General features: G+C 57.7%; 15 protein-coding genes. 3 read left to right on the forward strand and 12 right to left on the reverse strand.

The window, feature by feature from the left end:
- Positions 1-2: 2 nt before the first annotated feature.
- The 6 genes from pheT to thrS all read right to left on the reverse strand — a co-directional run bounded on the left by pheT (position 3) and on the right by thrS (position 6647).
- Complete coding sequence (pheT, locus tag QRN61_RS24255) at positions 3-2381, reverse strand: phenylalanine--tRNA ligase subunit beta (RefSeq protein WP_139055542.1); 2379 nt, start codon at positions 2379-2381, stop codon at positions 3-5.
- Between the two features lie 26 nt (positions 2382-2407).
- A complete protein-coding gene (pheS, locus tag QRN61_RS24260; protein WP_003226365.1) occupies positions 2408-3424 on the reverse strand; it encodes a phenylalanine--tRNA ligase subunit alpha in 1017 nt (338 codons plus the stop codon).
- A gap of 109 nt (positions 3425-3533) precedes the next feature.
- Positions 3534-3890 carry a 50S ribosomal protein L20 gene (rplT, locus tag QRN61_RS24265; RefSeq protein WP_002553161.1) on the reverse strand — a complete coding sequence of 119 codons (357 nt, stop codon included), beginning with the start codon at positions 3888-3890 and terminating at the stop codon, positions 3534-3536.
- Positions 3891-3918: 28 nt separating this feature from the next.
- The gene (gene rpmI / locus QRN61_RS24270; protein ID WP_002553160.1) at positions 3919-4113 is read right to left on the reverse strand and encodes a 50S ribosomal protein L35; all 195 of its coding nucleotides are present in this window, start codon (positions 4111-4113) and stop codon (positions 3919-3921) included.
- Positions 4114-4173: 60 nt separating this feature from the next.
- The gene (gene infC / locus QRN61_RS24275) at positions 4174-4725 is read right to left on the reverse strand and encodes a translation initiation factor IF-3 (protein ID WP_170929410.1); all 552 of its coding nucleotides are present in this window, start codon (positions 4723-4725) and stop codon (positions 4174-4176) included.
- Positions 4725-6647 (reverse strand): threonine--tRNA ligase, encoded by a 1923-nt coding sequence (gene thrS / locus QRN61_RS24280; RefSeq protein ID WP_285375857.1) that lies wholly within the window; start codon positions 6645-6647, stop codon positions 4725-4727. The genes infC and thrS overlap by 1 nt, the downstream gene beginning before the upstream one ends.
- A gap of 381 nt (positions 6648-7028) precedes the next feature.
- Between thrS and QRN61_RS24285 the strand changes: the two genes are divergently transcribed.
- Both QRN61_RS24285 and QRN61_RS24290 read left to right on the forward strand, forming a co-directional pair.
- Positions 7029-7328, forward strand: coding sequence for a hypothetical protein (locus QRN61_RS24285; RefSeq protein ID WP_003226370.1), 300 nt, complete (start codon positions 7029-7031; stop codon positions 7326-7328).
- Between the two features lie 292 nt (positions 7329-7620).
- Positions 7621-7833 (forward strand): cold-shock protein, encoded by a 213-nt coding sequence (locus tag QRN61_RS24290; RefSeq protein ID WP_003179963.1) that lies wholly within the window; start codon positions 7621-7623, stop codon positions 7831-7833.
- Positions 7834-7905: 72 nt separating this feature from the next.
- On the opposite strand, the gene QRN61_RS24295 is transcribed toward QRN61_RS24290, so the two are convergent.
- Positions 7906-8223 carry an I78 family peptidase inhibitor gene (locus QRN61_RS24295; protein ID WP_007961248.1) on the reverse strand — a complete coding sequence of 106 codons (318 nt, stop codon included), beginning with the start codon at positions 8221-8223 and terminating at the stop codon, positions 7906-7908.
- Positions 8224-8391: 168 nt separating this feature from the next.
- Positions 8392-8697 (reverse strand): hypothetical protein, encoded by a 306-nt coding sequence (locus tag QRN61_RS24300; RefSeq protein WP_097088685.1) that lies wholly within the window; start codon positions 8695-8697, stop codon positions 8392-8394.
- Between the two features lie 132 nt (positions 8698-8829).
- On the opposite strand from QRN61_RS24300, the gene QRN61_RS24305 reads away from it, so the two are divergent.
- Positions 8830-9042, forward strand: coding sequence for a hypothetical protein (locus QRN61_RS24305; protein ID WP_096796226.1), 213 nt, complete (start codon positions 8830-8832; stop codon positions 9040-9042).
- A gap of 33 nt (positions 9043-9075) precedes the next feature.
- On the opposite strand, the gene QRN61_RS24310 is transcribed toward QRN61_RS24305, so the two are convergent.
- Genes QRN61_RS24310 through QRN61_RS24325 form a run of 4 tightly spaced genes read right to left on the reverse strand, consistent with a single transcriptional unit; the run spans position 9076 to position 12511 of the window.
- Positions 9076-10104 (reverse strand): nucleoside hydrolase, encoded by a 1029-nt coding sequence (locus QRN61_RS24310; protein WP_096796176.1) that lies wholly within the window; start codon positions 10102-10104, stop codon positions 9076-9078.
- A 44-nt stretch (positions 10105-10148) separates the two neighbouring features.
- Entirely contained in the window at positions 10149-10553 is a 405-nt protein-coding gene (gene rbsD, locus QRN61_RS24315; RefSeq protein ID WP_027611553.1) for a D-ribose pyranase, read from the reverse strand.
- The gene (rbsK, locus tag QRN61_RS24320; protein WP_096796175.1) at positions 10550-11467 is read right to left on the reverse strand and encodes a ribokinase; all 918 of its coding nucleotides are present in this window, start codon (positions 11465-11467) and stop codon (positions 10550-10552) included. Before rbsK ends, rbsD begins: the two co-directional genes overlap by 4 nt.
- A 24-nt stretch (positions 11468-11491) precedes the next feature.
- Positions 11492-12511 (reverse strand): LacI family DNA-binding transcriptional regulator, encoded by a 1020-nt coding sequence (locus QRN61_RS24325; RefSeq protein ID WP_027611551.1) that lies wholly within the window; start codon positions 12509-12511, stop codon positions 11492-11494.
- Between the last annotated feature and the right edge of the window lie 2 nt (positions 12512-12513).

Raw genomic sequence — 12513 nt, forward strand, 5'->3', positions numbered from 1 at the left:
CGTCACTTCCTTAACGTGGCGTTCAACCTTTGTTCGAGCGAGGTGAGGATATTTTGCGTCGTCGAATTCACCTCATCGTCATTAAGAGTGCGCGATGGATGCTGCCAGGTCAAGCCAACTGCAAGGCTTTTTCTATCAGGATCAATACCTTTACCCTGATACACGTCAAACAGCCTGAGATCCGTGAGCCATTCGCCTGCATTTTCACGGATTACGTCCAATACAGCCGAGGCCGCGACGTCTTTGTGTGCGATCAGTGCAAGGTCACGACGCACTTCAGGAAAACGCGACAACTCGTGGAATTGCGGCATTTTTCCGGAAGCGACTTCAGCCAGAACCAGCTCGAAGACGAAGACCGGACGATCCAGGCCCAGGGCTTTGGACAGCTCGGGGTGAATCGCACCGATAAAGCCGACTTCACGCCCGTCCCGTTCGATGCGCGCGGTTTGACCCGGGTGCAGCGCCGGGTGTTTACCCGGAGTGAAAGTGAAGGTATCCAGTGCACCGGCAAAGCCCAACACCGCTTCAACATCAGCCTTCACGTCGAAGAAATCGACGGTGTCGCGACCCTGCGCCCAACCTTCCGGCAGACGGCTGCCGCAAACAACACCCGACAGCATCGGTTCTTGCTTCAGACCTTCCAGCTGACCGACGAAGCGCAGACCGCTTTCGAACAGACGCACGCGATCCTGCTGGCGGTTCAGGTTGTGCTGCAACGCCTTGACCAGGCCCGGCCACAGCGAGGAACGCATGGCAGCCATATCATTGGAAATCGGGTTGGCCAGCAACAGCGGCTCAACGCCCGGGTTGAACAGTTCGAACTGTTTCGGATCGATGAAGCTGTAAGTGATCGCTTCCTGATAACCACGGGCTACCAGCAGACGACGCAGCTCAGGCAATTCGCTGCGTGCTTCAGCCTTCGCTTGCGGCGCCAGACGCGCTTGCGGGTAACGAACCGGCAGACGGTTATAGCCGTACAGACGCGCCAGCTCTTCGATCAGATCGACTTCCAGACTGATGTCGAAGCGGTGACTTGGCACTTCTACGCGCCACTGCCCTGCGCCGTCAGCGGAAATCTTCAGACCCAAGGCGCTGAGCAGACGCTCGACCTGCGCCGAATCCATTTCCATCCCCAGCATCTGGGTGATGCGCTGCGCACGCAGGGTGATCGGCGCGATCGACGGCAGGTGCTGTTCGCTGACGGTCTCGATGATCGGGCCGGCTTCACCACCGGTAATTTCCAGCAGCAGGCCAGTGGCGCGTTCCATGGCTTCACGGGCCAGTTGCCAGTCCACGCCACGCTCGTAACGGTGCGACGCGTCGGTGTGCAGGCCGTAGGACCGAGCCTTGCCAGCCACAGCGATCTGATCGAAGAAGGCACTTTCCAGGAAAACGTCGCGAGTGGTTGCGGACACACCGCTGTGCTCGCCACCCATTACGCCGGCAATCGCCAGAGCGCGGGTGTGGTCGGCAATCACCAGGGTATCGCTACGCAGGCTGACTTCCTGACCGTCGAGCAAAACCAGCTTCTCACCCTCTTCCGCCATACGCACGCGGATGCCGCCATTGATTTCGGCGAGATCGAAAGCGTGCAGTGGCTGACCCAGCTCAAGCATCACGTAGTTGGTGATGTCGACGGCAGCGTCGATGCTGCGCACATCGGCGCGGCGCAGACGTTCAACCATCCACAGCGGGGTTGGTTTGGACAGATCAACGTTACGGATGACACGACCCAGGTAACGCGGGCAGGCGGCAGGCGCCAGCACTTCTACCGGACGCACTTCGTCGTGCACAGCCGGAATGGTCATGACCACCGGGCGAGTGACCGGCGTGTCGTACAGCGCACCCACTTCACGGGCCAGACCGGCCAGCGACAGGCAGTCGCCACGGTTCGGGGTCAGGTCGACCTCGATGCTGGCATCTTCCAGATCCAGGTACACACGGAAATCTTCGCCCACCGGCGCATCGGCCGGCAGTTCCATCAGACCGTCGTTGCCTTCACCGACCTGCAGCTCGGCTTGCGAGCACAGCATGCCGTTGGACTCGACGCCACGCAGCTTGGCCTTCTTGATCTTGAAGTCGCCCGGCAGTTCGGCACCGATCATGGCGAACGGAATCTTCAGGCCCGGACGCACGTTTGGCGCACCGCACACGACCTGGAAGGTTTCCGCGCCATTGCTGACCTGGCACACACGCAACTTGTCGGCATCAGGGTGCTGCTCGGTGCTCAGCACCTCGCCCACAACCACGCCGCTGAATACACCGGCGGCCGGGGTCACGCTATCGACCTCCAGACCCGCCATCGACAGACGAGCAACCAGCTCGTCGCGACTTACCTGCGGGCTAACCCAGCCACGCAGCCATTGTTCACTGAATTTCATCCTGCTCTCCTAAGAATTCGTTACGACTAGCGAAATTGCGCGAGGAACCGCAAGTCGTTGTCGAAGAACAGACGCAAGTCGTTCACGCCGTAACGGAGCATTGCCAGACGCTCGACACCCATGCCGAAGGCAAAACCGGAGAACTCTTCCGGATCGATGCCGGACATGCGCAGCACGTTCGGGTGCACCATGCCGCAGCCCATGACTTCCAGCCAGCCGGTCTGCTTGCAGACGCGGCAGCCTTTACCGCTGCACATCACGCATTCCATGTCGACTTCAGCGGATGGCTCGGTGAACGGGAAGTACGAAGGACGGAAACGGACGGCCAGCTCTTTTTCGAAGAACACTCGCAGGAATTCTTCGATGGTGCCTTTGAGGTCGGCGAAATTGATGTCGCGATCGACCAGCAGGCCTTCGACCTGGTGGAACATCGGCGAGTGGGTGATATCGGAGTCGCTGCGATACACACGGCCTGGGCAGACGATGCGGATCGGCGGCTGCTTGGACTCCATGGTGCGGACCTGTACCGGCGAGGTATGGGTGCGCAGCAACATGTTCGCATTGAAATAGAAGGTGTCATGCATCGACCGGGCCGGGTGGTGGCCTGGGATGTTGAGCGCTTCGAAGTTGTGATAGTCGTCTTCGACCTCAGGGCCTTCGGCGATGCCGTAGCCGATGCGGGTGAAGAACTGCTCGACTCGTTCCAGAGTCCGGGTCACAGGATGCAGACCACCGGAGGTCTGGCCACGGCCCGGCAACGTCACGTCAATGGATTCGGCAGACAGTTTGGCAGCCAGTTCGGCTTCTTCAAACAGAGCCATGCGCGCATTGAGAACGCCTGTAACACGCTCCTTGGCAACGTTGATCAGGGCGCCGACTTGCGGACGCTCTTCTGCCGGCAAATTCCCCAGGGTCTTCATCACCTGAGTCAATTCACCCTTTTTGCCAAGGTATTGAACCCGGATTTGCTCCAGGGCATTGATATCTTCAGCGCTTTGCACAGCCTCTAGTGCTTGAGAGACCAGCGCATCCAGGTTTTCCATGTACAGACTCCAGATACAAAATAGGGGAAGAGCTTGAAGGCTCTTCCCCTATTTATGACGTTTAACACCTGGCCCCACAGAGGTGAGGCCGGGTGACTGTCGGGGGTACTTAAGCCAAGGTGGCTTTAGCTTTCTCGACAATCGCAGCAAACGCCGCTTTTTCGTTCACTGCCAGATCAGCCAGAACCTTACGGTCGATCTCGATGGACGCTTTTTTCAGGCCAGCGATGAAACGGCTGTAGGACAGACCATTAACACGAGCACCAGCGTTGATACGAGCGATCCACAGAGCGCGGAACTGACGTTTTTTCTGACGACGGTCACGGTAGGCGTATTGGCCTGCCTTGATTACCGCTTGCTTGGCAACACGGAATACGCGGGAGCGTGCGCCGTAGTAGCCTTTAGCAAGTTTCAGAATTTTTTTGTGACGCTTACGGGCAATGACGCCACGCTTTACACGAGCCATGAGTTACTTCCTCTATTCTTGACTAAAATTAACGAAGGCGCAGCATGCGCTCGACTTTTGCCACGTCAGACGGATGCAGCAAGCTGCTACCGCGCAGTTGACGCTTACGCTTGGTCGACATTTTGGTCAGGATGTGGCTCTTGAAAGCGTGCTTGTGCTTGATACCGTTAGCAGTTTTCAGAAACCGCTTAGCAGCACCACTTTTGGTTTTCATTTTTGGCATGTTCGGATACTCCGCATTCAGTTGATAAACATAATCAGAAGGCCTGCCGTGCCCTGTTGATTACTTCTTCTTTTTCGGGGCGATGACCATGATCAGCTGGCGTCCTTCCATCTTAGGATGCTGTTCGACCGAACCGTACTCGAGCAGGTCAGCTTCAACCCGCTTGAGGAGTTCCATCCCCAGCTCCTGGTGGGCCATCTCACGGCCGCGGAATCGCAAGGATACCTTGGCCCTGTCCCCGTCACTCAGGAAACGTACCAGGTTGCGCAGTTTTACCTGGTAATCCCCTTCCTCCGTCCCTGGACGAAACTTGATTTCTTTTACCTGAATCTGCTTCTGGTTTTTCTTCGCTGCTGCAATCTGCTTCTTCTTCTCGAAGATCGATTTGCCGTAGTCCATCACCCGGCAAACCGGTGGGACTGCGTCAGCAGAGATTTCTACCAGATCAAGCTTTGCTTCTTCAGCAATACGAAGCGCTTCATCAATCGAGACGATGCCAATCTGCTCGCCATCAGCGCCAATTAACCGAACCTCGCGTGCCGAGATATTCTCGTTGATCGGGGCTTTCGGTGCAGCTCGTTTATCTTGTCTCATTTCACGCTTAATAATAATTACTCCGAATCTGGGCGACCACGCCGGGAAACCGCTTGCGCGAGAAACTCAGCGAACTGGGCGACGGGCATCGAGCCCAGGTCAGCACCTTCACGAGTACGCACAGCGACAGTCTGCATCTCGACTTCCTTATCTCCGATAACCAAAAGATAGGGAACCTTGAGCAAAGTATGCTCGCGGATTTTAAAGCCGATCTTTTCATTTCTCAAGTCGGACTTGGCACGAAATCCGCTTTCGTTGAGAGTTTTTTCTACTTCTGCAACAAAATCTGCCTGTTTATCAGTGATATTCATGATCACTGCCTGGGTTGGCGCCAGCCACGCAGGGAATGCACCTTCGTAATGCTCGATCAGAATCCCGACGAAACGCTCGAAGGAACCGAGGATCGCCCGGTGCAACATCACTGGGTGTTTGCGGCTGTTGTCTTCGGAGACGTATTCAGCACCGAGACGGACAGGCAGGTTGAAATCGAGCTGCAAGGTACCACACTGCCAGACGCGACCGAGGCAATCTTTCAGCGAGAACTCGATTTTCGGACCGTAGAACGCACCCTCGCCCGGCTGCAGATCATACGGCAGACCCGCGGAATCAAGGGCTGCAGCCAGTGCCGCTTCGGCGCGATCCCACAGCTCATCGGAACCTACGCGTTTTTCCGGACGAGTGGACAGTTTCATCTCGACATCGGTGAAGCCGAAATCGCGGTAAACGTCCATGGTCAGCTTGATGAACGCAGCGGATTCGGCCTGCATCTGCTCTTCAGTGCAGAAAATGTGGGCGTCGTCCTGAGTGAACGCACGCACACGCATGATGCCGTGCAACGCACCTGATGGCTCGTTACGGTGGCAGGCACCGAACTCGGCCAGTCGCATCGGCAGCTCGCGGTAGCTCTTCAGGCCCTGGTTGAACACCTGCACGTGACACGGGCAGTTCATCGGCTTGATGGCGTAGTCGCGGCTTTCCGACTCGGTGGTGAACATGTTGTCGGCGTAGTTGGCCCAGTGTCCGGATTTCTCCCAAAGGCTGCGATCGACCACTTGCGGAGTCTTGATCTCCAGGTAGCCGTTGTCGCGCTGCACTTTGCGCATGTACTGCTCGAGCACTTGATACAGGGTCCAGCCGTTCGGGTGCCAGAACACCATGCCCGGCGCCTCTTCCTGGGTGTGGAACAGGCCCAGGCGCTTGCCGATCTTGCGGTGGTCGCGCTTTTCAGCTTCTTCGATGCGCTGGATGTAAGCCGCCAGCTGCTTCTTGTCAGCCCAGGCTGTGCCGTAAACGCGCTGCAATTGCTCGTTCTTGGCATCGCCGCGCCAGTAGGCGCCGGACAACTTGGTCAGCTTGAAGGATTTCAGAAAACGCGTGTTCGGCACGTGCGGGCCGCGGCACATGTCGACGTATTCTTCGTGGTAGTACAGGCCCATGGCCTGCTCGTTCGGCATGTCTTCAACCAGACGCAGCTTGTAGTCTTCGCCGCGGGCCTTGAACACTTCAATCACTTCGGCGCGCGGAGTGACTTTCTTGATGACGTCGTAATCCTTGTCGATCAGCTGATGCATGCGCTGTTCGATGGCGGCCATGTCGTCCGGGGTAAAAGGACGCTCGAAGGCGATGTCGTAATAGAAGCCTTCGTCGATAACCGGGCCGATGACCATTTTCGCAGTCGGGTACAGCTGCTTGACCGCGTGGCCAACCAGGTGCGCACAAGAGTGGCGAATGATCTCCAGCCCCTCTTCATCCTTTGGCGTGATGATTTGCAGCGTCGCGTCGCTGTCGATGATGTCGCAGGCGTCGACCAGCTTGCCGTTGACCTTGCCGGCCACAGTGGCCTTGGCCAGACCGGCACCAATGGATGCGGCGACCTCGGCTACGGAAACCTGGTGATCGAATGAACGTTGACTGCCGTCGGGAAGAGTAATAGTTGGCATGGCGCCTCCTCTCCTAGTGGTGACCCCTACCAAAGGTCACGTGGGTTGGGATGAGCCAGTACAAGATCCGATCCAGGCCATTCAATGACGAACGCCTGCCTTACAGCGGCAGGAGCCTTGCGGCCAACCGGAAAACCGAACCAGAGTGACTGGGATTCAAATCAGAATTTTCGCACGCTGACCGCTGCCGGGGCTGAAGGCCATCCGGAGCCTGAGAACGCTTGAGCCCGGCATGCTAGCACAGATGAGCGGTCATCGACGTCATCGAATTGAGGTGTTGCTGATTTGCGCATTTTTGCGGCGCGAAGTGAACTTGGGATATACGCCTTGCCTCAAATAGGCTGAGAATCGTCGCCGATATCAACCCAAGGAGTTTCCGACATGCGCCTTATCCGACTTTTTGCTTTCGCGGCCCCGCTGGCCCTGCTGCTGCCGCTGAGCGCCAACGCGGCCTGGCCTGCCGGCGTCAAAGCCCAATACATGAACGACTGCACCGCCGCAGCCAGCAAGAGCGTCAATCCGGCCGAAGCCAATAAACATTGCGCTTGCGGTGCCGACGTTCTGGAAAAGAAATTCACCACGCAAGAGATCGCGCAACTGATGGACAAGAACACCCCGCCAAGTGGTGAACTGGGTCAGCGCGCACTGAAAGAAATCTCGGTTTGCCGCGTGCAGAAATAAGCGCTGACGAATGTTTTTTCGGGCGTCCAGCAGGCTGAAAACCGCCAAAAAGACCCCAAAATCGATAATTTACGCAGGTTTTATAGCTTTTTTTACACCCTCTTCACTCGGCTGAAAGCCACTGAAACCGGGGCTTGCAGACATTTCAGAGGTTGAAATCGATGCAATATGAAAGCAAACAGCACGTCCGGGGGGCTACCAAAGCGAACATTTCGACTATGATACTCCGGTGTGCCCAGTTGGCCTGAGCAGCACAGTACTACTGAAAATATATGTTTCTTGGAGATACACCATGTCTAATCGCCAAACCGGCACCGTTAAATGGTTCAACGATGAAAAAGGCTTCGGCTTCATCACTCCTCAAGGTGGCGGTGACGACCTGTTCGTACACTTCAAAGCTATCGAATCCGACGGTTTCAAAAGCCTGAAAGAAGGCCAGACCGTCTCTTTCGTGGCTGAGAAAGGCCAAAAGGGTATGCAAGCTGCACAAGTTCGCCCAGAGTAATTTCCCGGCGCACTAAAAAAACCCCGTCCATGTGACGGGGTTTTTTATACCTGCAACAAAAGCGGTCTGAGATCAGCCGCAGTTGACGCGAGTGACCACCAGGTTGTTGTCGGTGTTCAGATTCAAGCGATCGGAACGGTACTCCAGAGTGATCATGTCGGTTGGCTTGAGGAAGCGGGCGTTTTGCGCGCCAGCCTTGGCACGAGCCTGATCGAGCAGTTCCGGCGAAGCCTTTTTACCGATGGCAAACTCCGCTGCCTTTGCTTCACAGCGGCTATGACCAGCATCGGTCGCCACAGGATCCTTTGCCGACTCGCTGGAGGTTGTGCTGCAACCGGCCAACATGGCAACGGCCATTAGTGCACCCAGAGACGCGAACTTCAAAGGCATGAAGCCTCCTTTTTTCAAATGGTTAAGCTGAGATCGTGCGACCACCAATCCGGCGTTTGGTTTCACAACCGATGCTGTCACCCTGCCCCACGATCCGGAAAAACGCTGAGTCTGCCTGAAGTGCGCGCATCGCATCCTCACGCAATCGTCACCGAATATTAACGAAGCTCAATAGACGTCGATGTAATCGTGCGGCGGATTCGGCCAGTTGTCTTTCAGCGCATTGAAAATCTGCATCACCCAGACTTCATCACTGGCCGCGACCTTGCCGACATACCCCGAGCCCTTGGCCCAGGTCTCCAGGCGAAACAGCAGGCCATCAATATCCTGGCCGCCGGTCACACCGGAAGAGATATAGGCAATCCCACCCTTGGTCACACGCAGCTGCGTGTGCACATCATCGCTGGCCGACGCCAGCAACTGGCGCACAGCGTCGAGTGTGAGGCCGTCGGGGGTGTTCAAATCGATCTGCACAGCACATTCCTTGGATCAGCCGGAAAAGACCAAGTGTCGCATAGCGACGCGCTCATGCCTAAGTCGCAGTGCCAAACGCCCGCCAAAGTGGTTAACTCGCTTTCAGACATTTCCGACTTTTCGAGCGCACTCATGAACACCGTAAGCATCTCCGCCGACATCAAGGTTCATTGGCCGAAGGGGCACAGCTCGTACAGCCCGGGCAGTGCGGAGGAGTTGGCATTGATCAGCATCGATCTGCTGGTCAAGACGATGGGAACCCAGGGCGCACAAACGTTTATCGCCCAGGTGTTCGAGCGGTACCAGCATGACGGCGAGAACACGCAGGACACCGAGAGAAAATAAAAACCCGCAGGCTGGCACCTGCGGGCTCATGCCTTACTTCAAGCGCTTCAGACGCTCGGTCAGCAGATCGAAGAAGCCTTGAGCATCCCCATTTTCCACCCAGAAGGCGTTCTTCGGCGCCTTCAGACCGTCATACCAGTCAACGATGGTCTGGCCAAAAGTCGGACCTTCGCGACTATCCACCACAACGTTCACCGAACGACCGGTGAACAGCTCAGGCTTGAGCAGGTAAGCGATAACGGTAGCGTCGTGCACCGGACCGCCCGGGATGCCGTAGTGCTCCATGTCACCCTTGATGTACTCGTTGAGGATGTCGCCAACAATCTTGCTTGCGTTGTTGTTCAGTGCAGCGATCTGTTTCAGGCGTGCATCACTGGTGAGGATCTTGTGGGTCACGTCCAGCGGCAGGTAGGTCAGTTTCACGCCGCTCTTGAGTACCACTTCCGCCGCTTGCGGGTCGGCGAACAGGTTGAATTCGGCCACCGGGGTGATGTTGCCGCCATTGAAGTGCGCACCGCCCATGATCACCACTTCCTTGATGCCATTGACGATCTCCGGCTCCTGGATCAGCGCCAGCGCCAGATTGGTTTGCGGGCCAAGCATGGCGATGGTGATGCTGTGCGGCTTGGCTTTTTTCAGGGTGTCGATGAGGTAGTTGACCGCATTGCCTTCGGCCAGGCCTTTTTTCGGCTCATGCACGGTGACACCCGACAGGCCTTCCTTGCCATGGATGTTCTCGGCGTAGATCGGCGTACGCATCAGCGGTTTCGGCGCACCGGCATACACCGGAACGTCTTCGCGCCCTGCCCATTCGCGAGCCAGGCGCGCGTTGCGCGATGTCTTGTCGAGGCGCACGTTGCCAGCCACGGTGGTCAGTGCACGAATGTTCAGTTCATCCGGCGAAGCCAGGGCGAACAGCAAAGCGACCACGTCGTCGGCGCCAGGGTCGGTGTCGATGATCAGGTCGATCTTTTCAGCAGCCTGAGCGCCGGTGGCGGTAATAAAAGACAAAAGCAGCAGACTCCGAAGCAATTGGTGGAGTTTTTGAGCATAGCGGTGCATGGCGCATTCCTTGTGCTGATGAAAATGAAAGGGTCGGAACCCGATTAGAACGTTACCCCGGCCACCAGCACGATGTTGCAGTACGGCTGACATTCGCCTGTACGAACAATCGCCCGCGCCTGTCGGCTGAGAACCTTGAATTGCTCATGCGTCAGCAGATCGCGCCGACCGAGGGCGCCCTCTTCCTGCAACTCGTCCAGCGCGACCAGGGCGGTCGGCTGCTTGTCGAGAATTTCGTTGGCCAGCACATGGCTTTCCACCTGCATCTCGCTGAGCACGACTTTCAGGGTACTGACAAAATCCGGAACGCCGTGGGTCAGCGCCAGATCAATCAATTCAACACCCGGTGGCACCGGCAGTCCGGCGTCACCGATGACCACCATGTCACCATGGCCCAGGGAGGCGATCAGCCGCGACAACGCGACGTTGAGCAGAGGAGTCTTTTTCATGCGGGTTTGAACGCCTGTACGTCGGACATGGTTGGAATGGAAGGTTGTGCGCCGGCCCGGGTCACAGATAGCGCTGCCGCGACTTGCCCGTACCGGATCGCCTCGGCCTCGGATTTGCCACTGGCCAGCGCCGCGGCAAACCCGCCGACGAAGGTATCGCCGGCGGCGGTGGTATCGACAGCCTTCACTTTCGGCGCCGGGAAATGCTCGAAACCTTTGCCATTGGCAAACAGTGAACCTTGCGCACCGAGGGTAATGATGACCTTGCCCGCGCCCATTGCGATCAACTGGTTGGCAGCGCTTTCTGCGCTTTGCAGCGAATCGACCGGCAACCCGCTCAACGCGGATGCTTCACTTTCGTTGGGGATCAGGTAGTCGATGGCGGCAAACCAGTCTGCCGGTAGCGGACGACTGGCCGGCGCCGGATTGAGGATCACCGTCTTGCCCAACGCACGTGCACGCTTGAGCGCATGCCCTACCGTTGCATCCGGGATCTCGAGCTGGCAGATAATCACGTCGGCCGCTTGCAGCACCGCATCAAAACGGTCGATCACTGCCGGAGTCATTGCACCGTTGGCGCCAGCAACGATCACGATGGCGTTCTGACTGTTGTCATCGACCACGATCAGCGCCACGCCACTGGAATCTTCGACCGTGCTCACCGCCTGACAATCGATCTGCTCGGCCAGCAATGCCTCACGCAATTGCACGCCGTAGTCATCGTTGCCAACACAGCCGACCATTGCCACCCGCGCACCCAGGCGCGCAGCAGCGACTGCCTGATTGGCGCCCTTGCCGCCGGACACGGTGGCAAAGGAATGACCGATCAGCGTTTCACCGCCCTTGGGCAGCCGTGGCGCCCGGGTGACCAGATCCATGTTCAGGCTGCCTATTACCACTACATTTGCTGGCATACATCACTACTCGTCAATTCGGTTTCAGCGGTACTCGGTGAATACGCCGGACAGCGGCGCAGTCGATTCGCGCAAGACAATACTCGGGGTCACGATCCGTTGATCGGTGACCAGACTCGGGGTAGCAATCCTTCGCAGCAACACTTCGGCAGCCATCTCGCCCAACTGCAGGATCGACTGGCCGACCGTGGTCAGCGCCGGGTACACGTAGCGACTCATCTGGATATCGTCGAAGCCGATCACCGACAGCTCGCTCGGTACGCGGACATTGCGCTCGGCCGCCGCGCGGAGCACACCGATACCGATCATGTCGTTACCGGCGAAGATCGCACTCGGCGGATTGCTTTCAAGCAGGATCGCCGCCGCGTTGTAACCGCCAGTGCTGGTGAAATCGCTTTCCAGCATGCGCTCGGCCCGCACCTTGATGCCCGCCTCCTGCAGCGCCCGACAAAAACCGGCCTGACGCATTTGCGCCACGCTGGTGCTCGACGGACCACCGATGGTGGCGATGTCACGATGGCCCAGCTCCAGCAGATGCCGCGTCGCCAGATAAGCGCCATACTCATGGTCGATGCGCACCAGGTCGGCGTCGACGCCATCCAGCCCGCGGTCGACGATGACCATTGGCGTCTTCACCCCGGCCAGCCCTTGCGCAAGTCCGATGTCACCACCGGCGGAGGCGACGATCAGTCCGTCGATGCGTTTTTCCAGCAGCACGCGCAAATAGCTGCGCTGTTTTTCCGGGTTGTCGTCAGAATTGCAGAGGATCACGCAGTAGCCGTTACGCTCGCAGTAATCCTCGATGCCCCGTGCCAACTCGGCAAAATACGGGTTGAGACTGTTGGGCACCAATAAGCCAATGGTCGCAGTGGTCTTGGCTTTCAGCGAACGCGCCACCGCACTCGGCACATAGTCGAGGCTTTTGATGGCCGCCTCGACCTTCAACCGCACTTCCTGGCTGACCGGGCGCGTCTTGTTCACCACGTGAGAAACCGTGGTGTAGGAAATCCCCGCGAGCGCCGCCACATCCTTGATCGTTGCCATCT

This window comes from Pseudomonas sp. lyk4-TYG-107 (genome assembly GCF_030209055.1).
GTDB classification, from domain to species: Bacteria; Pseudomonadota; Gammaproteobacteria; order Pseudomonadales; family Pseudomonadaceae; genus Aquipseudomonas; species Aquipseudomonas putida_A.